This window comes from Viscerimonas tarda (genome assembly GCF_054601255.1).
Genome location: NZ_BAAHWV010000042.1, coordinates 1 through 23208, shown reverse-complemented (window position 1 = coordinate 23208; position 23208 = coordinate 1). Strand labels below are relative to the sequence as shown.

Genomic DNA, 23208 nt, shown 5'->3' with positions numbered 1-23208 from the left:
GAAAATTTCAGACGCTTGGCTAAAGACTATGAATATACAATAAGCTCAAGTGAGGCTATGATTCATCTTGCTTTTATTATGATTATGCTCAATAAAATAAATCTCAAATAAAATTTAAACAGTTTCTCAGTATTTTTATGTAAATTTGTAGAAAGTAAATCACAAAAATATACTGATGGAAGATAAAGTAATTGCAACCATAGACATAAGCCGTCCGGCAGGCAGAAAGATTGTACGTGAACTTGAAAAAAAGAAATCGGTACGCTTAGAATACCCTGCGCCGGATAATGTTGTTGCCGCCATTGACGAGGGGAGAACACATACCCATAAGGAAGTATGGGGGGAAATCGAAAAACGTTTTAATGAACATTACGGGACTAACATAAAGTTCGTTTGATATGATATATACTGTTGTATATTCTGACGCTGCTTTTGATGATTTAAAGACATTGTTTGAAGTAATAACTTATGATTATTCCGCACCTGATACTGCTGAAAAATATTTGAGAGGCTTACTTGATACGATTGACATACTGGAACGTAACGCTGCCGTTTATGCCATTCAAGATAACGCTCTTTACAGACAGTTTGGTTTTAACATCCGGCGAGTCAATTACAAAAAAAATGGCTATCATATATACTATTCACGGAAGTGCTGTTTATATTCACCGGATAGTTGCCGTTTCGGTCATTTCCGGTTAATGTCTCATGTCTCGACTATGATCGGCATGACGCAAAAAAATCCTTTAACCCTAAAAAACCCCCTCCCCCTTAGCCAGATTAAACCGATAGGAGAAACTGAACATCACATACCGCCCGATTGTGTTTGTGCGCATATCCGATATATAGCCGTTTCCGGCATAGCGGTTGGTGTTGTTCCGGTCGTTCAGTATATCGTAGAACTGGATTTTTAGGGTTCCCATTTTCTTTCGCAGGAATTGTTTCGACAGGCCGGCGTTCCACATTATTTCCGATTTTTTGTAGTCGGAACCGTAGCCGAAATTATGCGAGTAGCTCAGGTTGTTTTCCAGTTTAAAGTCGAACGGGAGCTTCAGTCTGGTCGTGTTGCTGAGGAAGAGGTTGGATATATCCACATTTCGTTGGCTTTGCAAACTGTTTTTGGTCAGGTTGTAGCTGTACCGGCTGCGCAAACGCGATTCAAGTTTTTTCGACTTGAAATTCAGCGTAATACTTTCGTGCATACCTGCGCTGCTCGAGCTGTTTTCTTCGCCATTGGCAAAGCCTTTATTCCGGTGAAAAAAGAATGAGGTGTAAGTCGAAAACGTCCATTTATCTTTCTTTATCGGTGCATTGCAGGTCAATGATAAATCGGCGCCCCAATTCCCCGACACGTTTTTGTAGCTGCTCGCCGAATTAAACAGCGTATCCTTCTTGGAGTAGCTGGCTACCTGATTTAATACCTGATTGAAAGACCCGCCGATATACATAAAGCCCCCTTTTTCGTAATCCGACTTTTGGTAATAGAGGCCGAACGAGTTCTCAAAACCGGCTTTCAGGTTCGGATTTCCGTATATTTTGCTGGTGTTGTTCAAGTAGGTGGTATCTGCCGAAAGCTGATCTGCCGAAGGATGCCTTGTGCTGCCTCTGTAACTGATATTGAGCTGTTCGTGGTTGTTAATCAGGTACTTGAACCATAGCTTGGGCGAAAAATTAACGGCATTTTGTCTCAGACATTCAACCGAGTCAATCCGGCGGGTTATCGTGTTCTTAGTCGAAAAAAAATCCAGACCAAGCTCAATATTATATTCAAGCTTTTCATGCAGCGACTGAAATCCCAGATTTACTTTTTGCGACAGGCGCCGGTCGTTTGTGCTGCTGGCATACAAGGTATCTATCACCGTGTAGTCGGATAAGGGGTTCGAGGGGTCGGCTTTTTTGTATTTATCGTTGGTATAGCCACTCTTATCCTGATGCAGGGAGTAAGAAATATTCAGGCTGTTTTTGTCCGTAACCGGTTCCAGATACGACACCGACAGGGTGTACGCTGATTCGTCGCTGCCGGTTTTCAGGCGCTGGTCTTGTGTTTTGTTCTCCACTCCCGAACTATATTCCGTCAGCGATTTGTTAAAGCCCTTGCTCCGGTTCTCCCTTAGCGACCCGCTGAAGCCGAAGCTTATATTCCGTCCTTTTGAGTTCAGTTTTCTTCCGGCATTCAATGTTCCGCGGAGCTTATAGCCATCTCCTTTGGTGTTGCGCAGGTAGGAGCTGCGGGTTCTGTTCTGTTCCTTGTCGATGTAATAAGAGCTCGCCCCCGATTTTTCCGTGCTTTGGGTTTCCGAATACCCGCCCGTTACCCCGAAATAGATCACGGTCAACGAATCGGGTTTCCAGTCAAAGTTCAGATAAACGTTCAGGTCCCGTTGATCCCTGCTTGTTCTGATTGTATCGCGGTGGATAGAATTGCCGTTCTCCACATCAATGCTTTCGGTTTTCGATTCGTCCTCCGTCAGATTTGAGTTAACCCCGTACCACACATCCCCGTTTATTGTCAATTCGTCCGATTGCCTGGCATTGAAGTTAATCGCCGCTTCTTTTTTCGTATCAATGCCTCCTCCAACGCCATAACCTATTAGTTGATAGTCGTTTCCGTCTATCTCCTCATTGGTATTGTTTGTCCCGGTCAATACCGATAGCATGTTGTCGTTTTTCATGACATTGACCATTGCCCTGCCCAGATAGCGGTCTTTGCTCCCATATCCCAGAGCCGCATCGCCAAAAACGCTCTGCCTGAATTCTTCCTTTACTTCGAGGTTCAGCGCCTGATTCTCGTTGTTGTCTTTAATTCCCGAAACCTTCGATTTTTCGCTCTGTTCCTGAAAAAGTTGAAGCTTTTTGACCATATTGGCAGGCAGGTTCTTCAATGCCATTTGCATATCGTTGTTGAAAAACTCCTTTCCGTCAACGGTAATTTTGGTTATTCGCTTTCCGTTTGCTTTCAGGTTCCCGTCCCCATCAAGTTCAACGCCGGGCAAATTCTTTACCAAATCTTGCAGAATAGCGCTCTCATCGGGCAAATAGGCAGCCGCATTGTACTCTATCGTATCGCCCTTGACAAGCACATCGGGCAGTTGAGCTGTAACCACCATTTCCCCCAGCGCAAAACCCTCTTGGTACAGGACAATGCTACCCAAATGGCTATCCGGTTCGGCTTTGGTTGTGTTTATGCTCCTCTTTGCGGATTTGTAGCCAAGCAAAGAAATATCAAGGAGATAGTTGCCGGGACTTGCAGCAATAGAAAACGCGCCCTTGTCATTGCTTGTGGCGCCCTTAACAAAACTGCTGTCCGAAGCATTGCACAAACGAATGCCGGCATACGGCACAGGACGGGCGCTAAGGCTATCAACAACAATACCCCTGATAATCCCCTGCTGCGCGAATAAACTTGGCGAGCAAAGCAGACACAACAATATGGAAAAGAAAGATTTATGCATAAATTTAAACTATGAAAACCTAAAACAATTGCTTGTTGCAAAGCCATATATAACCAGCCTGCGATGAACTAGCATTTTCGGGTTTTCTTATTTAGATTGAGATATTTGCTAAAATCCATAATTATTTTTGGTATTGGGTGTTATTAATTGATAGAAAATCATAGGCAGGAATAACTTCTATGATTAAATCCTCGTGCGAAATCGTATCTTTTTGATTTGCTGTGATAATGTAGCCATTCGATTGTTTGAAATAGCGCATCGCATCAATCAAACCGTTTATTTCCCGCTCTTCATTATCTGAGTTTAAATTCCAACAGACTTGTAGTAAACTTTTTATCTTGCCTTGTTCCAATTCTACAAAATCGCATTCCTTGTTGTTTTCGTTGTAATAGAACAGCTCTTTACTTTTGCGGCGTAAATGCGAAAAAATAATGTTTTCTAACAAATAACCGTAATTTTCCGTTAACAAAATCGCACCGGCTTTTATCAAACCTGTATCGCAGATATATACTTTCTTGGGCGCAAGCATTTGTGATTTGGCTGAGAACGAAAATTTCGGTAAAAGTTGCAACAAGTACGAAGCCTCGAAATGGGAGAAATAATCCAATACCGTAGAAGGCGATTTTACACCTGCAATATCTTTGAGTTTGCTTGGCGAGGTTAGTTTTGCGGCGTTGAAAAACAGGTACGACAGCAATCTCTTTAGCGAAGAAACATCCCGAATATTGTAGCGTACTACAATATCACGATACAAAATATCATCTATCAACGCACGTAAAATATCGGTGTTGCCACTTTTGACATATTCGGGAAAACCGCCTGTTTGCATATAACTTATGAAACTTTCGTAAGACGGTTGTTCGTTTCGGAAAGCAATGAACTCGGTGAATGAGAATGGGAATAACTCTTTGGTTATCTGCCGTCCTGTGAGTTTTGTGCCTAATTCGCGACTCAACAGCGAGGCATTGGAGCCTGTTACAACCACTCTGCAATGAGCATCTAATTTTTGGCGCACATACAATTCCCAACCCTGCACCGCTTGTATTTCATCAAAAAAAAGCGTCTTTATGCCCGATTTCTCAATAAGTGTATTCATTAAGGAAAAGTCTTTCAACTGAAAATCATACAAGCGTGTATCTTCAAAGTTGAAATAGAAAAAATCTTGTCCAAGTTGTTGCAGATGCTGCCTCAACAATGTACTTTTTCCACAGCGGCGAATACCTGAAATAATTAGTGCATGTGATTGCAAATCGGGCAAATCGCCCAATGCTTCGCGGGGGATTCCATTGTCGCTATGAAGTAGCATTTCTTTTTGTTCAAATGCAACTTCTTCTATATCAGATAATTTCATAATAAATTATTTTTATTCCATTACTATCGTAATATATATTCCATTTGTAATAGTTTATATATTCCATTTGCAAAGGTATATATTTTATTTGCAATATCATAATTGTCTTTAATTATATTTTACCACTTAATTCTTAGCAATGCGAATTAAGGCTTGAAAGATATATTAAATGCTGAAAATCAGCTTGTCCGTAGGACATCCATATCAATAGAAAATGAGCATTGCGATTTGCCATTTTCCCCGTAGGGGATACACGAATGAACAGGTGAATCTCCTACGGACAAGCTGTGAGGGGATTAGACCGTTTTTTCTATTGATATGGAAGCCCGCTGGGCTATTGGAAGTTTCAATCCTTAATTCGCATTATAAATGAATTGACCGCATTTTTATTGAGATTTGCTCAGTCTATTTTAAACGACTTGAATCCGTAGTAAAATAAATTAAGCGGCAAGCCTGAAAAATGGTTTGCCGCTTTAATTTTATTTATTGGGCAATTTTACGCCACTACATATTCCACCTTGGCAGGGTTGCCCATTTGTTTTGAGGCGCACAACAACTCTATGCCAACCAGTTTGCCTTCGCTGGAATAGTCAAGAATAACGCCTTTTTTCTCTTCGTCGCTCTCAAAAATAGCCTCATCGCTAAACGACAGGTAGAGAATATCTTGTTCCTTGTCATATTTTACTTTCATAATACTTGTGTATTTTAGTTGTTTTATAAACAGTTACTACCACATTCGGCGATTTGGATGTATTTACGAAAACGCGCAGGAAAAACATTTGCCCATCGTCCTTTATCAGTGACTGATAAACTGCCATGTCCACATCCTCTTCATCCGCGAGTATTTGGTCGGGCTGCAATACAACAACTTCGACAATTGTGCGGTTTATTCCCCGTCTCAATAGCTGTTCTTCTGCATGTTTTGAAAAAATAAACGCCATAAACCTGTCGCAGGTTTACACAAAGGTAAGGTTTACATTACTAATGTACAAATATTGGATGAGCATTTCGGTTCCGCAGATTCAAGTTCTAAATGCGACAAATCATAACAAAGATGCGTAAAAAATTTTAGAAGGGCTTTCAGCCTTAGCCTAACGGCTATGTCCTACAAGCAGGGTCTAATTTTTTCAAGGTTTGCCTATCGTTGGTGTACATTTTTTTTCTTTGTTACAATGTTTTAGCTATCTTTGCAGCCGAGAATTTAAAATCATAGATATTATACGCTCTTATGAAAAGATACAACTTAATAAATAATATCCTGGGATGGTTTTGCTTTGCAGTTGCTGCTATTGTTTATCTATTGACAATAGAGCCTACAGCCAGTTTCTGGGATTGTGGAGAATTTATTACATCGGCCTATAAGCTGGAAGTAGGACACCCGCCCGGGGCGCCTTTTTTCATGTTGACCGGAAAATTTTTCACTCTCTTTGCCTCCAACCCCGAGCAGGTGGCCATGATGGTGAATGCCATGTCGGGAGTATTAAGCGCCCTGACTATTTTGTTCCTGTTTTGGACAATCACTCATCTGGCCCGAAAACTCATCTATACCGATACGAGCAAAGACATGACAACCGGCGAATTTATCGCCATTATGGGTTGCGGCTTGCTTGGCGCGCTGACATACACTTTTACCGATACATTCTGGTTTTCGGCTGTTGAGGGGGAAGTGTATGCGTATTCGTCCATGTTTTCGGCGCTTGTTTTTTGGCTTATTCTGAAATGGGAGAACGCCGCCGAAAAACCGCATTCCGACAAATGGCTGGTGCTGATAGCCTATACCATGGGTCTGTCTATTGGCGTCCACTTGCTGAACCTGCTGTGTATTCCAGCCATTGTACTGGTATATTATTTCAAGAAATTCGATAAAATAAGCCTGAAAGGCGCTCTTCTGGCCTTGCTGTTCTCGTTTGCATTAGTCGTTGTATTGATGTATGGTATTATCCCCGGATTTACCAAAGTGGGCGGATGGTTCGAGCTGTTCTTTGTCAACAGCCTTGGATTTTCTTATAACACAGGCGTTTTCATCTACCTTATTTTGCTCGTTGCAAGTATCGGCTGGAGCCTTTACGAAACCCTGTCGGCAAAAGGAAATGATTTGAGGGCGAAGATTTCGTTTTTGTTGAGCATTATGCTTGCAGGCATAACATTTATCAGTTCAAATCCTTTTTTATGGATTCTGCTGTTGGGGGGGCTTAGCTTTGTTCTTTTCAGGAAAAAAGCGAATTACCGGATTCTCAATACATCCGTTCTTTGTCTGCTGGTTATACTTATCGGCTACTCGTCGTTTGCATTGATACCTATTCGTTCGATGGCCAATCCGCCAATGGATCAAAATTCGCCCGAGAATGTATTTTCGCTCACCGATTACCTCAACCGCGAGCAATATGGCGATACGCCGTTATTCTACGGACGCACGTATGCTTCGGAGGTAAAAAGAGACTACGAAGGAAAAGCGATTGAAAGCAGCGTGAAATCGAAATACGACAAAATTGTAAAGGAATCGGAAGAAGAAAAGGACCGCTATTTTGTAGCCGGCACAACGCCAACCTACGGCTATACCAATTCGATGCTGTTCCCGCGGATGCATTCAAGCGAATCGCGTCATATCGAAGGATATAAGATGTGGGGGGGGATAAAAGACGAAAAAGTGCCGCCCACAATGCTGGAGAATTTACAGTTCTTCTTCACTTATCAGGTCAATTTCATGTACTGGCGTTACCTTATGTGGAACTTCTCGGGCCGTCAGAACGATATACAGAATATGGGTGGAATCAATAACGGAAACTGGATTACCGGAATCGGCTTTATTGACGAACTGCGAGGCTTAGGCTCGCAGGATAATCTTCCTCCCGATATTGCCGAAAACAAGGGGCACAACGTTTATTACATGCTGCCTTTTTTATTGGGTATTGCAGGAATCTTGTTTCAGATAAGCCGGAAATCGAAAGGGGATCAACAGTTCCTGGTAACATTTATGCTGTTCTTCATGACCGGCTTGGCGATTGTTTTCTACCTGAATCAAAAACCATTTGAACCTCGCGAACGCGACTATGCCTATGCCGGATCGTTTTATGCATTCTGTATATGGATAGGATTGGGCGCTGCCGGTTTGTGGACATTGTTGAAAAAAGCCCTGCCCGAAGGTCCGGCGGCCATTATTGTAACGGTGGCTGTTTTATTTGTCCCGGTGCAAATGGCTTCCCAAAACTGGGACGACCACGACAGGTCGGGACGTTATACCATGCGCGATTTTGGTCGGAATTACCTTTTAAGCTGCGAGCCGGATGCCATATTGTTTACCAACGGCGATAACGATACATTCCCGCTTTGGTATGCACAGGAGGTTGACGGATTCCGTACGGATGTACGTGTATGTAATTTAAGCTACCTCCAGACAGACTGGTACGTCGATCAGATGAGGCGACAGGCTTATGAATCCAAACCGCTTCCGATAACATGGACAAAAAGCCGTTATGTAGGCGACAAAGGTTTGTATGCCTATGTGTTGCCGAAAGAGCAACTGGATGCAGCCGTAAAAAGCAATGTGCAAGGCGGAAAAGCGAATAACGATTGGTTGAATAGCCTGCAATCGGAACAAATCAATTACAATCAATACTACGATACAAGCGCTTTCAGGGAGTCGATTCCTTTGGACGAAATGATGAATATCCTGAAAACCAAAGACAACTATGCTCCAAGGAATCCGTACGTTGCCGATGGCTTGATAATACCAACAGGCAAATTGACAATGAGCCTGGATTCAGCAGCCATTGATTGGAAAAAGCTAGGTTCCAGACCTCTTCCCGAGATGACGATTAACATAGCCAATAAGGGCATCGTTTACCGGAACGATATTATGATTCTGGAAATGTTGAACAACATCAACAAGGACGGTTGGAAACGCCCTATTTATTATGCCGCGACAGTTGGCCCCGATATGTACCTCAATATGCGTAGCCAGTTTTCGCTTGAAGGTATCAATTACCGGATTACACCGGGCGCCGTCAGTGCATCGGGCGTGAATACCGAAGTTGCATTCGATAATATGGTCAATAAATTTCTGTGGGGAGGTATCGAAAATCCGAAAGTATATTTGGACGAAAACAACCTGAGAATGTGCCGTACATTCAGAATGATGTTTACACAGCTTATCGTAGCATTGCTGAATGAAGAAAAGACCGACAAAGCGCTTATCGCCTTGAATCGCTGCCTGGAGGCGCTTCCTCCTGCAACTATTCCGTTGGATTCCGAAGGCATTACTTTTGCAGACATATACATCAAATTGGGACAACCCGAAAAGGCAAGCGAAATACTTAATCTGGTTGAAAACAGGGCGCAGAAAACAATTAATTGGTATAACAGGCTTAGGCCCGGCCAAATTGCATCCTGCACAAAAGAAATTGCAGAAAGCTATTCCGCTCTGCTTCGTGTAGCCTCTATTTACAACAGAAGCGGTAACAAAGAGAAATATGCCGAAATAACCGATAAGTTATTTGCGTACTCTCAACTCTATTTTGCAGCCGGTAATCAGTCCTTGGGCGGTTTCGCGCTGAAGAGTATTGCCGAAGATGCCATTGAAACATACCAATCAATTCCTGATACGGTTGTGCGTAACAGGCAAGAAGCGATTATACAAAAAACATTGGGCATGATGCAAAAATTCTGTCCTGCATTATTAAACGAATTTATGTGAAAAAGGAAAACGGAATTGCGATTGTTATAAATTGTAGTTCCGTTTCCATCTTGTTATTATATGTTGATAGAACAACCACCTTTAATTTACAGACTGATGTTCCCCGGCGGTTTTTGGAGAATACCTTCAAAGACAAAGAAAGTAGTTTATCTTACTTTTGACGATGGTCCTGTTCAGGGAATAACTCCATGGGTTTTGGATATTTTAGATAAATACGAGCTTAAAGCCACCTTTTTTTGCGTTGGCGACAATGTCAGAAAGTATCCCGAAATATACAAGCAAATACTCGAAAAGGGGCATCTCGTAGGCAATCATACATTTAATCATTTACAGGGACTCAGGACGCGCACAAAAAACTATGTGAAGAATGTAGAGCTGGCGAGTGGCTATATTTCCTCCAATCTGTTCCGCCCGCCCCACGGACACATACGCCACCGGCAATTTTTCAAACTGCGGAAGAAATACAAAATTGTGCTGTGGGACGTTGTAACACGCGATTACAGTAAACATACAACCCCAGACGATGTATTCGAGAATGTGAAGCGCTATACCCGAAACGGTTCGATAATCGTCTTTCACGATTCGCTTAAAGCCGAAAAAACGATGAAAGAAGCCTTGCCTCGCTCCATCGAATGGCTGAAAGAACAAGGCTATACCTTCAAATTGATTGAGCTGAAATAATTTTCGCATCCATCTACTTTCTATTTTTCCCGATAGCTCCGCTTTATTGGGGGCGTTCTTCGTGCATAAGGGGGGGAGGGTAAACGCATGAAAACGGCTGTTACGCCAAGTTAAGGCTTTCAGCCTTAGCCTATTCGGACTTTTTTCATGTGTTTGCCCTGGGGAGGACATCAAAAAGAATCAAAGACTATTTTGGATTAAAAAATTATCATTATATTTGTAATACCAAATGTATCGGATATGAAAACAACGAAAACTACTAAAACATCCAAGAAGGTCGAAACTAAAAAAGTTGAAACCAAAGCCAACGAAGAAGTTCCAGAAAAGAAAATGGGGCCGCTAAGAACTTATTGGGCGAACGGTGGTGGCGTTTTTGAAGTCATAAATATAAAAGCTATTCTTAAGTAAGTATGCGATATTATTTAGATGCTAATATTGTAATCTTTGCGTTGTCTCCTCACTCGCGCGATGAGTTGACTGATTATGTAATAGATATTCTTGATGATTCTGAAAATCTATTATATATTAGTCCTTTTGCTGTTCGAGAGATTATACAAAATTATAATGCCGGAGAGTTGAAATACCTTAAATATAAGAATTCAAAGGAATTGTTCAATGATTTAGAATTACTTAATATAAAAATGCTGAGTGTTACTAAAGAGCATTTAATAGCATATTCTCATATTGATCCATATCCCGGACATAAAGATCCCAACGACCACATTATCATAGCTCAAGCCATCTCCGACAAAATACCGCTTATATCTTCCGACACTAAATTCAAACACTATGCTTCTCAGGGTTTGGATTTTATTTTTAATAGAAGATAGTTTCTACCTCAACAACAACGAACTATCCCCATAGCTAAGAAAGCGGAATTGGTGATTCAGGGCATAATCGTAGATGCTGCGCCAGCTGCCGTTTACAAAAGCCGACACCAGTAACAACAGGGTGCTTTGCGGCTGGTGAAAGTTGGTTACTATTCCATCCACAATTTTGAACTCGTAACCGGGGGCTATCATTATTTGCGTATCGGCAAAGAGGGTTTCCATGCTGTTTGCTTCCATGTATTGCAGGATATTTTCCAAGGCTTTTTTTACGGGAATGAAGTTATTCTCCTCGTTATATGGCTGCCATTGGGTAATTTTCAATTCGGCGTTTTTGTCCTCTTCCAGCAGGGCGCCCAGGTAATACAAACTTTCGAGCGTTCTGACGGAAGTGGTTCCTATGGCAATAACTTTTCCTGTATGGTGCAACAAATTGACGACGATCGCTTTCGGTACAGCAATAAACTCGGTGTGCATGGTGTGTGCTTCAATGGTTTCCGTTTTCACGGGCTTGAATGTTCCCGCTCCAACATGCAGCGTTACCTCATCGGTTCTGATGCCCTTTGCAGCGAGTTTGGCAAATACCTCATCCGTAAAATGCAGGCCTGCGGTAGGAGCGGCCACCGAGCCTTTTATTTTTGAATAAACGGTCTGATAGGTTTCTTTGTCCTTTTCTTCGGCCTTTCGGTTGAGATAGGGTGGTATCGGCAATTCCCCGCCCGTTTCCAGAATATCGGAGAAAAGGATGCTGTCATCGTTCCACTCAAATTCGATAATATGGCTGTCGCCGCTCGTTTGTAGCTTACGGGCTTTCAATTCGATTTGCTTATCCCTGATGCGGATTGTTTTAGACAACTCTCCTTCCCGCCATTTTTTCAGGTTGCCGACCAAACAAACCCACGAACAGCTGCGATTGGTTTGGAGGATAAGGGCATAATCGTGCGGGGTGCAAGGTTCGAGACAGAAAATCTCGATTTTCGCTCCTGTTGATTTCCGAAAATACATCCGTGCCTGAATAACCTTCGTGTTGTTGAAAATCATCAGGCTGTTACCGGGCAGGTATGTGGCGATGGACGAAAAAATGTTTTCTTCCATTTCCCCGTTGCGGTAGAAGAGCAATTTTGAGGCATCTCGCTTTTCTAAAGGATATTTGGCAATCTTTTCATCGGGCAGATCGTAAGTATAATCGCCGATTTGTATGTTTTGGACAGTTGATATTTCCACGTTTACTTTTTTATTCGGACAAAAATAGTCAACTTTGTGGGAATAAAAAAGCGCGGAGGGTTTATACCGGACGAGCGAACGAGAACAGACAGGATGAAAATAGGAGATAAAGTACGTTTTTTGAATTCGGTAGGCGGAGGAATCATAACCGGTTTCCAGGGGAAAGATATTGTTATTGTGGACGATGATGGCTTCGATACTCCCATTCTGATACGCGAATGTGTTCTGGTGGAACCCGCCGGAGAACCACAGGTGAGGCAATCGGTAAAACCGGTGCAGGAACTTATCCCCACGCAAAAAACGGTGGCGCCTGCTGTTATCGAAGAAACGAAGACTGGGGAGCAGATTACGGTATGTTTGGCCTATCTTCCGTTGAATATCAAGCAATTGAACACAACTTCGTATGAATGTTATCTGGTGAACGATAGCAACTATTTTCTGTCGTACAGCTACATGAGCCGAACCGGTAATGGCTGGATAAACCGTTCTTCGGGCTTGATAGAACCCAATACGAAGCTGTTTTTGGAGGAATTTGAAAAGGAAAACCTGAATGACTTGGAAAGACTGGCCTTTCAATACATCGCCTATAAAAAAGGCAAGCCTTTCAGCCTGAAAAATCCCTGTTCTGTTGAATTGCATATTGATACGGTTAAGTTTTATAAGCTTCACAGTTTTCGCGAGAATGATTATTTTGAAGACGAAGCCTTGATTTATTACATAGCCAGAAAAGATTTACCCGAAAGAGAATTCTTAATATCAGCCGAAGATCTCGAATTGGCCATGGTAGAAAAAGAGATCCCAATCCGGCCTAGACGGGAACGCATCGAAAGGAAAGAAGATAAAAATACGGTTCTCGAAGTCGATTTGCATATTGACGAATTAGTTGATACCACCGCCGGTTTGGAGGCCAAGGATATGCTCGATTACCAGATGCAAAAATTCAGAGAGGTGTTGGATGAAAACAAGAAGCAGAAAGGCAGGAAAATCGTTTTTATCCACGGAAAAGGCAATGGCATATTGAAGAATGAAATACTCAAAGAGCTGAAATCGAACTATAAAAATTACTATTACCAGGATGCTTCTTTTCGCGAATACGGATTTGGGGCTACTATGGTAACAATTAAATAACATTAAAACAGGAAAATCATGAAATTAAAATTGTTTAGTATCTTATTCAGCGTATTCTTCCTCCTGACAGGATGCGACGTGGTTAAACAAGAAGCAGTGGGCCTTTACAACATGACCCAATGCAAGTATGAGTACAATTCCATTTCCAACTTGAGCGTTTCGGGAATGAATCTTTCCAGTGGAATATCGGCCTTGAATATGACGAAAATTTTGGCCTTATTTTCGGGGCAATCTTCGTCTATTCCGTTAAACTTTACGCTGAATCTGGGCGTATCTAATCCGAATACATCAGCGGCTTTGATGCAGGGATTGCAGTACATTGTCAGCATTGATGGCATTCAGTTTACTACCGGCTCGGTAGAACAGTCGCTGAACGTACCGGCAGGAGGACAGCAAGTGCTGCCCTTGAGCATAGGTTTCGACTTGGCTTCGATGATGAAAGGCGATTCAAAAAATGCCGTAACAAATATTGCCAAGAACTTTTTGGGAATCGGTAGCGAAAAGTCGAAGGTGTCGGTACAAATTAAACCTACATTTTTGATAGGAAATCAACGAATTGCCGCACCAATGTATATTCCGGTTGATTTCAGTTTCGGAGGGAAATAGACATAATAATAATGGTTAATGTGTGGGGGCTGTGTCAAAAGTATTTTTGAACGCGAATTACGCAGATTACGCGAATTATCGCAATTTATTTATTCTTGAAATTCAATTAAATAAGAAAAAGATAGAGTGGCTTATTTGCGTAAATTTGTATAATTCGCGTAATTCGCGTTCTTTTGAGACAGCCCCTTTTATGTTCGTTTTTGTGGGTATGATTTTATATAAAAAATAATTACAATCTTCCGAACACGACTGGGCGTTGCCATAAGCTAATGCTTAAAGGCTTTCAGCCTTAGCCTATTCGGACTTTTTCATGCGTTTGCCCTGCGTTTCACTCTAATTCACTTTTAGTTTTTCATTTCTTTTAGTACTTTTGCAAGATTAAAAAAAACAGAAAACAGAGAGATTATGGAGACAGTTTTAAGCGGTATTCGTTCTACGGGTAATTTGCATCTGGGCAACTACTTCGGCGCGTTGAAGAATTTTACGAAAATGCAACACGAAAACAGGTGTTTTTTCTTTATCGCAGATTATCATTCGTTGACTACCCACCCCGATCCCAAATTATTGCACGGGAATGTTAAAAACGTGCTCACCGAATACCTTGCCGCAGGAATCGACCCCGAAATCTCTACCATTTATGTGCAAAGCGATGTGCCGGAGGTGTGCGAGCTGTATTTGTTGCTGAATATGCACGCCTACATGGGAGAGTTGGCGAAAACCACCTCCTTCAAAGATAAAGCGCGTAAAAATCCCGAAAATGTGAATGCCGGTCTGCTGACCTATCCTACCTTGATGGCTGCCGATATTTTAATGCACAATGCCGATAAGGTGCCGGTTGGCAAAGATCAGGAACAGCACATGGAAATGACCCGCAAATTTGCCCGTCGCTTCAACAGCTTATACGAAGTGGAGTATTTTAAAGAACCGGTGGCCTATAATTTTGGACAGGAGCTGATTAAAATACCCGGCTTGGATGGCAGCGGAAAGATGGGAAAATCGGAAGGAAACTGCATTTACCTGGCCGATGATGCCAAAAATATAGAGAAAAAAGTAAAACGCGCCCTCACCGATGCAGGGCCAACAGCCGAATATTCGCCGAAACCGGATTATATTGAAAACCTGTTCACCATTCTGAAGGTTGTGTCCACACCCGAAGTTGTCGATCATTTCGAAGAAAAGTGGAATACTTGCCAAATTCGGTATGGTGATTTGAAGAAGCAACTGGCCGAAGATATTATTGCCGTAACAACGCCTATTCGCGAACGGATACTGGCTATTCAGGACGATGCTGAGTATCTGCATAAGGTTACGGTTCAGGGCAGGGAAAAAGCGCGTGAAAGCGCTTCCAAAACGCTTAGGGACGTGCGCCAGATTATGGGTATAAAAGGCTTTTAAAGCCCAGCCCTCTAATCCCCCGGAGGGGGACTTTTAAGCCTCCCCTACGGGGAGGTTTGGAGGGGCTTCTAATTTAGAATTAATGGTTAACGAAAAACAAGCAACTGCCCGAATGGCCTCGTATTGTTCAAAAGCCGAAAGGTGCGAACAGGACGTGCGAAAAAAGTTGCTTGCATGGGAACTGAATAAAGAGGAAATAGGCAGGATACTAGCCTTTCTCCGTTCGGAAAACTACCTGAATGAAGAACGTTATGTCCGCGGTTTTGTCAAGGATAAAATGCGCTTCAATAAATGGGGCAGGAATAAAATTGTATTCGAGCTCAAAAGGAAGCAGATTCCCGAAAGCCTTATTAAATCTTCCTTTGCCGAACTACCGGTCGAGGGCTTTGAAGAATCGTTGATGAAAGCGCTTCAAACCAAAATGAAGTCGGTAAAAGCCGCAACCGACTACGAAAAAAGGCAAAAACTCTTCCGCTTTGCCTTAGGCAGGGGCTTTCAACCGGATATGATAGAACGCTGCTTGGGCAAACTGATAAACAATAACTTTTCCGATGAGTATTTTTGCTGATTTGCTGGATTTGCTTTTTCCTCCCACCTGCATCTGCTGCCAAAACCGGCTGATGAGCGGCGAGAAATTTATTTGCCTTAGCTGCCTGAATACGATTCCCAAGACCGACTTTCACAAAATACGGGAAAACAAGCTCGAACAGTCTCTCGCGGGGAGGTTCCCTTTTGTGCGGATGGCTTCTTTTGCTTCTTTTGTCAAGGACGGAACAATACAGAAAGTAATACATGAACTGAAATACCGCAATCAACCCGAACTCGGGGTATTTATTGGCCGGTTATGCGCCCTGTCGTTGCAGGAAAGCTCTTTTACCGAAGGCATTGACTTTTTAATGCCAGTCCCTCTGCATATCAACAGGGAAAAGAAGCGGGGCTATAACCAATCGCTAAAAATAGCCGAAGGAATAGCCATGGAAACAGGCATACCGGTTATGGCAAACAACCTGATACGGGTTATCGACAATACCTCCCAAACGAAACAGAGCAAATTTGACCGCTGGTCGAATACTGAAGGCATATTTGCGGTAAAAGATTATACCCTGCTCGAAGGAAAGCACATCCTGCTGATAGACGATATTATTACCACCGGCTCTACGCTTGAGTCTTGCGTTAAAACACTTTTGAACGAGGGAGAGAATATCAAGCTCAGTGTTTATTCTGTTGGCGTGGTGTTATCGTGATTTTTTTGTTGCTGGCGCGGATATGCTGTCCGTGTCTTATGTACTCACTCGTCGTTGGACACAGGCTACAAGCCTGCGCCTGCGAGGAATAAGAATAGTCCGTTAGGACTTGCATATCAATAGAAAAGCATTACATGACCGCCACCACCCGAACGCCGTAGGTGTTCAACCCGCTACAGGTATAGCCGTCAGGTTAAGACTGAAAGCCTTTAAGCAATAGCATAGGGCAACGCTCTATGTAGCAGAAAGATAGCAATTAAACCCTGGAAGTGTTTTCGGTTTTGATTGTCGGATTATATGTGGTATCTTTGTAGAACGATGAACGATAATATACTCGAAAAACTAAAGATTCTTGCCGAATCGGCCAAGTATGACGTTTCCTGTGCATCCAGTGGTACCAGCCGGAAAAACAAACCCGGAACCATTGGAAGCGCCGCAGGTTGGGGTATTTGCCATAGTTTTACCGAGGATGGACGCTGTGTTTCGTTGCTGAAAATCATGCTAACCAATTACTGCATATACGATTGCGCGTATTGTATCAACCGCCGGAGCAACGACCTGAAACGCACCACATTCACCGTACAGGAATTAGTCGATTTAACACTTGAATTTTATCGCCGGAATTATATTGAGGGACTTTTCCTCAGTTCGGGGGTGGTAAATACGCCGGATTATACCATGGAACGCATGGTGAGGGTCGTCAAAGACCTGCGCACCATCCATCGCTACAACGGATACATACACATGAAAAGCATCCCCGGGGCAAGCAAAGAACTGATTGACGAAGCCGGACTTTACGCCGACAGGTTAAGCGTCAACATCGAGATACCAACCGAGCAAAATCTGAAACTGCTGGCTCCCGAAAAAGACCATAAGAGTGTGTTTATGCCCATGAAGTACATTCAGCAGGGGATGATACAGAGCAAAGAGGAACGCCAACGCTTCCGTTATGCGCCTAAATTTGCTCCGGCAGGGCAAAGCACACAGATGATTATCGGAGCAACATCCGAAAACGACAAGGATATTTTGAGGGTGGCCTCCGCTTTGTATCAGGGGCCGCAGATGAAGCGCGTTTATTATTCGGGTTTTATTCCCGTTAACAGTTACGACTCGCGTTTACCGGCCATTAAGCAGGCGCCTTTGGTGAGGGAAAACCGGCTTTATCAGGCCGATTGGTTGATGCGCTTCTACCAGTTCGAGGTGAATGAAATTGTGGATGATAGCTATCCTGACCTTGATTTGGATATAGACCCCAAACTGGCTTGGGCCTTGCGCCATCCCGAAGCTTTTCCGGTGGATGTGAATAAAGCCGATTATGCGCAGATACTCCGTGTGCCGGGGATTGGCGTGAAATCGGCTACCTTAATCGTCGCCGCCCGCCGTTACAGCAAAGTAAATGCTTTTACCTTGAAAAAAATGGGCGTAGTGATGAAAAAGGCGCAATATTTTATCACCTGCCACGAGTTACCCGTCTTCACCATAAACGAGACCACTCCCGAGCAAGTCAGAAAAATTCTGACCGTAAAAAAGCAGAAAAAAGGGGACAATACCAACCAGCTTTCGATTATTTTTCCCGATTGATAAATGCTTTGGAGATATGCTGGTATTCCGCTACGATAAAACTTTTGATGGCTTATTAACTGCCGTATTCGATGCTTACAGCAGGAAGTGTTTCCCCGGTAAACTGATTGCCGGGGACGATGTCGCGCCCCTGTTTACGGAAGAAATTTATACGGTGATTACTCAGGCGGATAAAAGTCAGCGGGTATGGGCGGCGCTCGAAAAAAAGTTGTCGAAAACGGCAAGCGGGATGTTGTGGGCGGTTTGGCTTTCGGAACAAGAGGAGAGCGATAGCTTGTTGTTCAGGTATATCTGCAAGACCTTTAACAGCAAAACCTCGATTGAAGTGAATTTTAACGACCCCGATGTGCTGCTCGTCAGTCAACTGGCCAAAATGGTACAGAAAGAGGCTGAATATATCAGGCAGTTCGCCCGTTTTCAGAAAGCTGCCGATAACATGTATTTTGCGCCGATTGCCCCCAAGTGCAATGCCTTACCGCTATCTCTGGAGTACTTTAAAGACCGGTTTGCCGACCAGCAATGGATTGTTTATGACATGAAACGGAACTACGGTTTCTTTTACGACCTGAAAACAGTGGTCGAAATGACCTTGAGTGGCGAAGGCAGCCATCTATTGACCGGAAAACTGGACGAAAGCAGGATGGCCGAAGATGAAAAACTGTTCCAGGAATTATGGAAAGGCTACTTCAAATCCATGACCATCAAAGAACGCATCAACCCGAAGCTGCAACGCCAGCACATGCCCGTACGCTTTTGGAAATACTTGACGGAGAAAGGGTAAGGGTTAATGTACCAAGCGCCGAACGCCGTAAATGTTCAACCCACTATGGGGTTGTAAGAGCTTGACTAGCCTGTTTTCTATTGATATATATGCCATAACAAATTACCTCGCCTATTCCCCGTAGGGGATTCATATCAATAGAAAACAAATGCCCCAACACTAGCCAAACCTCGTAGAGGTTTCACATTACTCAATTGGTTTAAAAATATATTTTTCATCGTAATCGATTTCAAATAATTTTAGAAATTCGAGATATTCTTCCATAAATGTTCGTTTTTTGTGGCGCTTCTCTTGTGTATCTATGTAATCTGCAATGTCGGATATTTGCGATTTTCCATAACTAAATGCACCGAAACCTTCTTGCCAGGAGAATTTTCCCCTAACAAGGCAGTTATCGTTTATCCACAACGAGGAACTACGTTTTATATCAGCCATTAAATCGGAAGGCGCCTGCCTTGGCGACATACTCACAAGTGCATGAATATGGTCAGGCATACCACCGATTGTAAGCAATTTATGCCCTTTGTTATCTATCGTACCTGTCATATATTTGTACAATTCGTCTCGCCAACGGTTTTGTATCAGGCCCAGCCGATTTTGAACGGCGAAAACATAATGAATGTAGATTTGCGTGTAGCTATTTGCCATGTTCGTTATTTTGTGAATCCCCTACGGGGATTAGTTATTGTATTATTGTTTTTTCTATTGATATGAATGCCCTAACGGGCAATCGATTGCGTACGGTATTTTCTTTTCTTGTTATTGATATGTAACTACGGGCAAATGTACGAATTTTACACTATTATTTTGTTCCTACAAAAAAAAGAGGGCGGCCACCGGCACACCCTCACACATTTAACTAATCCTGAAACAAAAAAATTATTTCTTAATTATCAATTGTTTGTATGGATTTTGTACGGTATAAACATTCACAACATAGCTTCCTGCATTGAGCTTGCTTAGGTCTATGGCTTTTACATTGCCTTTTACCGATTTTACCAACACTCCCGAAGCAGAGTATATTTCTATGCGTTCAACATCCGTTCCCTGGTTAATGTACAAGTTATCGGTTACCGGATTGGGATATAGAATTGAGGCGGCGTTTTCGGTGTTTTGTATGCCGCTTGAACAATTCTCCTGCACAACCACATAATAGATATAGTTTTCGTTGGCGCCTTTCAGGATGGTGTAACTTCCGGCTGCTCCCAAGGTTATTTTTTGTTCCGTAAGCGCGGGCATGGCAGCAATAATTTTCCCCTGATCTACATCATTCAACTTAAAAGACCCGCCCGCCGATTTGGAATTTGCGCCGATAATCAACGTGGCGCCATCCGTAGTTGTGGTAAAGGAAACACTCCCTTTACTGTCCATTTTTAATCCGGTTGAGAGCGTTGCGCCGTTGTATGTCTGCGAACCGCCATTGCTACTGGAAGCGCCTTCTATTGTAAATGCGTTGTCGGTATTTACTCCCGTTGCCTGAATATATTCTTTTATGCAAGTACCGGACGGAATACTTCCTCCATCGCCATCGTCGCCGCCGTCATCATCGCCATCATCATCACCGTCATCGTCAGAGCCAGCTCCCGAACCGATTGACACAACACTGCCTTTATAGGCTTGGATAGCCGTTGCGAGAGCCGGAATTATTTCGGCATTGGTATCTTCGCTGTCGAGGAATGTCCATTTGAAATCGCCTCCGTTCACCCGTCCTGCATATTGCATCACGCTTGCTTTCGCTTCTTCGGGTGTTTGCACCGCGTAGGAGTACATAATGCTTGAGTTGGTATCAAAATTATTGTAAGAGGACGCGCCTTTTTTTGTTTTTATGGTACTCGGAACTGTTTCGTCTCGACTGCTTACTACTACCGCGTCAAACTCAACAGCAGCCGATGTAGCGTTGTAAGGCACAAAGCGAGAGGCATTTTCGATGTAGTTTCCGTAAGCCTTGATGATACCGCCGTCTTCACTCGAAAAAGTTCCACCCGAACCACTGGCTATGTCCGAACCTTGCATCGAAATCAACATCGGATATTTGCAATGACGGAAGTAATTATTTTCTGCAAAAATGGAAGGACCACCTTTCGCTGCGCCAATTCCGTATTTTGAATTGCCGTCGTAATAGTTGTTATACACATGCACGGTATGAAAACGTACGCGCGGGTGGCGACTGTCGGAATGGTCGTACCAGTTGTGATGGTAGGTCAGCAATTCAGGATCTTCGGTTCCGTTACCCAACAAGTTACATTTGCCCGAATCCCAGAAGTGATTGAATGAGAAAGTGGAATAGCCGGATGTTTTGCTGTCGAGCGCGCCATCGCCTTTATTTTTGTCTCCACCGCCATTTTTTCCGTAAAGGAAGTCATTGTTGTGTACCCAAATGTTTTTATTATTGGCTTCCAGCGAAACGCCATCATCGGGGAAATTCATAAAACCTATATTTCTGATTTCTACATTCGAGCATTCCCTGACGTGGATACCCCAGCCATTGGCCGTTGCATCATCGCCAATACCTTCGATAGTGGTATTCATCGGGGTAGAAGTTTTACCTTTTGAATCCAACAGCGAGAGGCTATTGATTTGGCCACTCATATCGCTTGCCGTTACGTTTCCGATAATGCGGATTACCAGCGGAGCCGTGTCAAAACCTTTTTCTCTTCCGGCCAAAATATCGCCAATACCCGTACGGGTTTCTATTTTACCTTTATTATCGACTACGACACCCAATTGTACTGTTTTGGCCGTTGCCGAAGTCAGATAAATAATCCGTGCTCCCGATTTTAATGTGCCGTCATCGTTGTATGCGCCCGAAGCGGTTTTCTGTGGCGAATTGCTCGAGAAAGCAAAGCCTTCCCTCAGGTGTGCTTTTACGCTTATGCTTGCAGATATAGCCGCTTTTGAAGCATCTTCCGCACCGTCGAACACAGGAACGACCTTTATAGTGTAGTCGCCTGCCTTGAGGCCAACCGCATCAGCCCTGAAGTAGCCGGCATACTTTCTGATAAGCATGTCGTCCAGTATTTTATAGTCGGCATCCGCAGCGGTTGCAGCCTTATAATATACGTTGTAGCTTGTAGCATCGGTTACAGGCGTCCATTTTACATACGCCGACTCCAACCAACCGGTCGATTCGGTAATACTTGCAGGCTGTGCTCCTGTTTGAGTAAGCCCTAAAAAAATGAAAGCAATTGAGAAAAGAATTTTTTTCATGGTATTTTATTTTAAACTAAGTTTTGTGTAATATCCCGAAAGAACGATAACACAAAGGTAGAGCTTTACATCGAATAGGAGGGGGGACATTTCACTTAAAAAGGGGGAAAAGGAGCAGGGGGAGCTTTAAAAGCAAAAATCCCGATTTTCGTTGAAATTCAGGATTTTACTGTATTTTGCTTCGATTTTTTGTGACCCCGACAGGATTCAAACCTGTAACCTTCTGATCCGTAGTCAGATACTCTATTCAGTTGAGCTACGGGGCCATTGCGTATTTGCGAGTGCAAAGGTATATAAAAAATGGAGAATACAAAAGAGAATAGCGAAAATTTTTTCATTTAGTATCCGAAATGTGTTGATGAGGATTGTAGAATTGAGAATTAGAATGCCTATTATCACAAAGCCCCTTTGAAAAATTATTCAATAATCCTATAACCTCCTGTTTTTAAAGAACCGGTATATTCTATCAGATTATTATCCTTTAAGATTTTCAAATAACGCTCAGCAGTAGCATTGCTTTTTCCAATAAGCAGTTCTATATCAGCAGATTTTGTTAATGGATTGTTTTATAAATAATTCAGAATACAAAGAGCGGGTAAAATTGCTACTTCAACTCATACCCATAGTGTCGGGTATTGATGATTTCGCCATTCATGGAGGTACGGCAATCAATTTGTTTGTGCTTGATTTGCCACGTTATTCCGTTGATATTGATGTAACTTATATCCCGATAAAGTCAAGAGAAGAAACATTTTTGGATATAAGAACCCACTTGACAACGTTAAAAGAAAAAATAAAACGACTGTTTCCAAGTATTGTCATTGAAGAAAAGCCAAATAAAATCAACTGTTTGCTCAATGGAATTTTGGTAAAGATTGAAGTAAACGGAACAAAAAGAGGATTGGTAGGGCGTAAGCATTCGGCAATCTACCCTTGCGGATTTTTTTCCGCCCAGTTCATAGGGAGCAAATCGGCTAGTTCGTTTACTTTGTGTTCATTGATACGATTCAGGACATCGGTCAACCATTCTGTCGGATT

At 42.9% G+C, this 23208-nt stretch carries 21 protein-coding genes, 1 tRNA gene and 1 pseudogene; 14 read left to right on the top strand and 9 right to left on the bottom strand.

The genetic code is table 11. The features are described 5' to 3' along the window. Positions 1-175: 175 nt before the first annotated feature. Both ACYPWY_RS13675 and ACYPWY_RS13670 read left to right on the top strand, forming a co-directional pair. Positions 176-397 carry a hypothetical protein gene (locus ACYPWY_RS13675; protein ID WP_459686099.1) on the top strand — a complete coding sequence of 74 codons (222 nt, stop codon included), beginning with the start codon at positions 176-178 and terminating at the stop codon, positions 395-397. Between the two features lie 158 nt (positions 398-555). After that, entirely contained in the window at positions 556-702 is a 147-nt protein-coding gene (locus ACYPWY_RS13670; protein WP_459686098.1) for a hypothetical protein, read from the top strand. Positions 703-752: 50 nt separating this feature from the next. Here ACYPWY_RS13670 and ACYPWY_RS13665 read toward each other — a convergent pair whose 3' ends face one another. From ACYPWY_RS13665 to ACYPWY_RS13650, 4 genes are all read right to left on the bottom strand, one after another. Continuing rightward, positions 753-3452: a TonB-dependent receptor gene (locus ACYPWY_RS13665; RefSeq protein WP_459686097.1), complete on the bottom strand. Its 2700-nt coding sequence runs from the start codon at positions 3450-3452 to the stop codon at positions 753-755. A gap of 121 nt (positions 3453-3573) precedes the next feature. Beyond that, on the bottom strand, positions 3574-4803 hold the full coding sequence (locus tag ACYPWY_RS13660; RefSeq protein WP_459686096.1) for an ATP-binding protein: 1230 nt from the start codon (positions 4801-4803) through the stop codon (positions 3574-3576). Between the two features lie 496 nt (positions 4804-5299). Then, positions 5300-5494, bottom strand: a complete 195-nt coding sequence (locus tag ACYPWY_RS13655; protein ID WP_459686095.1) for a DUF2283 domain-containing protein — start codon at positions 5492-5494, stop codon at positions 5300-5302. Continuing rightward, the gene (locus tag ACYPWY_RS13650) at positions 5478-5744 is read right to left on the bottom strand and encodes a DUF4258 domain-containing protein (protein WP_459686094.1); all 267 of its coding nucleotides are present in this window, start codon (positions 5742-5744) and stop codon (positions 5478-5480) included. Before ACYPWY_RS13650 ends, ACYPWY_RS13655 begins: the two co-directional genes overlap by 17 nt. 287 nt (positions 5745-6031) lie before the next feature. On the opposite strand from ACYPWY_RS13650, the gene ACYPWY_RS13645 reads away from it, so the two are divergent. From ACYPWY_RS13645 to ACYPWY_RS13630, 4 genes are all read left to right on the top strand, one after another. Further along, positions 6032-9496: a protein O-mannosyl-transferase family gene (locus ACYPWY_RS13645; RefSeq protein ID WP_459686093.1), complete on the top strand. Its 3465-nt coding sequence runs from the start codon at positions 6032-6034 to the stop codon at positions 9494-9496. A 60-nt stretch (positions 9497-9556) separates the two neighbouring features. Continuing rightward, positions 9557-10177, top strand: coding sequence for a polysaccharide deacetylase family protein (locus tag ACYPWY_RS13640; RefSeq protein ID WP_459686092.1), 621 nt, complete (start codon positions 9557-9559; stop codon positions 10175-10177). A gap of 240 nt (positions 10178-10417) precedes the next feature. Then, the gene (locus tag ACYPWY_RS13635) at positions 10418-10585 is read left to right on the top strand and encodes a hypothetical protein (protein WP_459686091.1); all 168 of its coding nucleotides are present in this window, start codon (positions 10418-10420) and stop codon (positions 10583-10585) included. Positions 10586-10587: 2 nt separating this feature from the next. Continuing rightward, the gene (locus tag ACYPWY_RS13630) at positions 10588-11007 is read left to right on the top strand and encodes a type II toxin-antitoxin system VapC family toxin (RefSeq protein WP_459686089.1); all 420 of its coding nucleotides are present in this window, start codon (positions 10588-10590) and stop codon (positions 11005-11007) included. A 3-nt stretch (positions 11008-11010) separates the two neighbouring features. On the opposite strand, the gene ACYPWY_RS13625 is transcribed toward ACYPWY_RS13630, so the two are convergent. Further along, positions 11011-12222 carry an S-adenosylmethionine:tRNA ribosyltransferase-isomerase gene (locus ACYPWY_RS13625; protein WP_459686102.1) on the bottom strand — a complete coding sequence of 404 codons (1212 nt, stop codon included), beginning with the start codon at positions 12220-12222 and terminating at the stop codon, positions 11011-11013. Between the two features lie 99 nt (positions 12223-12321). On the opposite strand from ACYPWY_RS13625, the gene ACYPWY_RS13620 reads away from it, so the two are divergent. The 7 genes from ACYPWY_RS13620 (at position 12322) to ACYPWY_RS13590 (ending at position 18963) form a co-directional block, all read left to right on the top strand. Continuing rightward, a complete protein-coding gene (locus ACYPWY_RS13620; RefSeq protein ID WP_459686101.1) occupies positions 12322-13356 on the top strand; it encodes a DUF2027 domain-containing protein in 1035 nt (344 codons plus the stop codon). Between the two features lie 18 nt (positions 13357-13374). Then, positions 13375-13962 carry an LEA type 2 family protein gene (locus ACYPWY_RS13615; protein WP_459686088.1) on the top strand — a complete coding sequence of 196 codons (588 nt, stop codon included), beginning with the start codon at positions 13375-13377 and terminating at the stop codon, positions 13960-13962. Positions 13963-14367: 405 nt separating this feature from the next. After that, positions 14368-15357: a tryptophan--tRNA ligase gene (gene trpS, locus ACYPWY_RS13610; protein ID WP_459686087.1), complete on the top strand. Its 990-nt coding sequence runs from the start codon at positions 14368-14370 to the stop codon at positions 15355-15357. Positions 15358-15439: 82 nt separating this feature from the next. Continuing rightward, positions 15440-15925, top strand: a complete 486-nt coding sequence (locus tag ACYPWY_RS13605; RefSeq protein WP_459686086.1) for a regulatory protein RecX — start codon at positions 15440-15442, stop codon at positions 15923-15925. After that, positions 15909-16601 (top strand): ComF family protein, encoded by a 693-nt coding sequence (locus tag ACYPWY_RS13600; RefSeq protein WP_459686085.1) that lies wholly within the window; start codon positions 15909-15911, stop codon positions 16599-16601. Before ACYPWY_RS13605 ends, ACYPWY_RS13600 begins: the two co-directional genes overlap by 17 nt. A gap of 318 nt (positions 16602-16919) precedes the next feature. Further along, positions 16920-18182 (top strand): putative DNA modification/repair radical SAM protein, encoded by a 1263-nt coding sequence (locus ACYPWY_RS13595; protein ID WP_459686084.1) that lies wholly within the window; start codon positions 16920-16922, stop codon positions 18180-18182. A gap of 16 nt (positions 18183-18198) precedes the next feature. After that, the gene (locus tag ACYPWY_RS13590; protein ID WP_459686083.1) at positions 18199-18963 is read left to right on the top strand and encodes a TIGR03915 family putative DNA repair protein; all 765 of its coding nucleotides are present in this window, start codon (positions 18199-18201) and stop codon (positions 18961-18963) included. A gap of 186 nt (positions 18964-19149) precedes the next feature. Here the strand turns inward: ACYPWY_RS13590 and tnpA are convergent, their stop codons facing one another. The 3 genes from tnpA to ACYPWY_RS13575 all read right to left on the bottom strand — a co-directional run bounded on the left by tnpA (position 19150) and on the right by ACYPWY_RS13575 (position 22436). Then, positions 19150-19611, bottom strand: a complete 462-nt coding sequence (gene tnpA / locus ACYPWY_RS13585; protein ID WP_459686082.1) for an IS200/IS605 family transposase — start codon at positions 19609-19611, stop codon at positions 19150-19152. A 231-nt stretch (positions 19612-19842) separates the two neighbouring features. Next, the gene (locus tag ACYPWY_RS13580; RefSeq protein ID WP_459686081.1) at positions 19843-22170 is read right to left on the bottom strand and encodes a pectate lyase family protein; all 2328 of its coding nucleotides are present in this window, start codon (positions 22168-22170) and stop codon (positions 19843-19845) included. Between the two features lie 192 nt (positions 22171-22362). Next, a tRNA-Arg gene (locus ACYPWY_RS13575) sits at positions 22363-22436 on the bottom strand. Between the two features lie 290 nt (positions 22437-22726). On the opposite strand from ACYPWY_RS13575, the pseudogene ACYPWY_RS13570 reads away from it, so the two are divergent. Continuing rightward, positions 22727-22942, top strand: a pseudogene (locus ACYPWY_RS13570) (nucleotidyl transferase AbiEii/AbiGii toxin family protein); the annotation flags it as partial. A 155-nt stretch (positions 22943-23097) separates the two neighbouring features. Here ACYPWY_RS13570 and ACYPWY_RS13565 read toward each other — a convergent pair. Next, positions 23098-23193: a hypothetical protein gene (locus tag ACYPWY_RS13565; RefSeq protein ID WP_459686100.1), complete on the bottom strand. Its 96-nt coding sequence runs from the start codon at positions 23191-23193 to the stop codon at positions 23098-23100. Positions 23194-23208: the final 15 nt, after the last annotated feature.

Coding starts and splice junctions, on each gene's coding strand:
- ACYPWY_RS13640 (WP_459686092.1), top strand. CDS start 9,557: ATGTTGATAGAACAACCACCTTTAATTTACAGACTGATGTTCCCCGGC.
- ACYPWY_RS13615 (WP_459686088.1), top strand. CDS start 13,375: ATGAAATTAAAATTGTTTAGTATCTTATTCAGCGTATTCTTCCTCCTG.
- ACYPWY_RS13665 (WP_459686097.1), bottom strand. CDS start 3,452: ATGCATAAATCTTTCTTTTCCATATTGTTGTGTCTGCTTTGCTCGCCA.
- tnpA (WP_459686082.1), bottom strand. CDS start 19,611: ATGGCAAATAGCTACACGCAAATCTACATTCATTATGTTTTCGCCGTT.
- ACYPWY_RS13660 (WP_459686096.1), bottom strand. CDS start 4,803: ATGAAATTATCTGATATAGAAGAAGTTGCATTTGAACAAAAAGAAATG.
- ACYPWY_RS13670 (WP_459686098.1), top strand. CDS start 556: ATGCCATTCAAGATAACGCTCTTTACAGACAGTTTGGTTTTAACATCC.
- ACYPWY_RS13645 (WP_459686093.1), top strand. CDS start 6,032: ATGAAAAGATACAACTTAATAAATAATATCCTGGGATGGTTTTGCTTT.
- ACYPWY_RS13620 (WP_459686101.1), top strand. CDS start 12,322: ATGAAAATAGGAGATAAAGTACGTTTTTTGAATTCGGTAGGCGGAGGA.
- ACYPWY_RS13635 (WP_459686091.1), top strand. CDS start 10,418: ATGAAAACAACGAAAACTACTAAAACATCCAAGAAGGTCGAAACTAAA.
- ACYPWY_RS13675 (WP_459686099.1), top strand. CDS start 176: ATGGAAGATAAAGTAATTGCAACCATAGACATAAGCCGTCCGGCAGGC.
- ACYPWY_RS13580 (WP_459686081.1), bottom strand. CDS start 22,170: ATGAAAAAAATTCTTTTCTCAATTGCTTTCATTTTTTTAGGGCTTACT.
- ACYPWY_RS13605 (WP_459686086.1), top strand. CDS start 15,440: ATGGTTAACGAAAAACAAGCAACTGCCCGAATGGCCTCGTATTGTTCA.
- ACYPWY_RS13630 (WP_459686089.1), top strand. CDS start 10,588: ATGCGATATTATTTAGATGCTAATATTGTAATCTTTGCGTTGTCTCCT.
- ACYPWY_RS13595 (WP_459686084.1), top strand. CDS start 16,920: ATGAACGATAATATACTCGAAAAACTAAAGATTCTTGCCGAATCGGCC.
- ACYPWY_RS13650 (WP_459686094.1), bottom strand. CDS start 5,744: ATGGCGTTTATTTTTTCAAAACATGCAGAAGAACAGCTATTGAGACGG.
- ACYPWY_RS13590 (WP_459686083.1), top strand. CDS start 18,199: ATGCTGGTATTCCGCTACGATAAAACTTTTGATGGCTTATTAACTGCC.
- ACYPWY_RS13600 (WP_459686085.1), top strand. CDS start 15,909: ATGAGTATTTTTGCTGATTTGCTGGATTTGCTTTTTCCTCCCACCTGC.
- trpS (WP_459686087.1), top strand. CDS start 14,368: ATGGAGACAGTTTTAAGCGGTATTCGTTCTACGGGTAATTTGCATCTG.
- ACYPWY_RS13655 (WP_459686095.1), bottom strand. CDS start 5,494: ATGAAAGTAAAATATGACAAGGAACAAGATATTCTCTACCTGTCGTTT.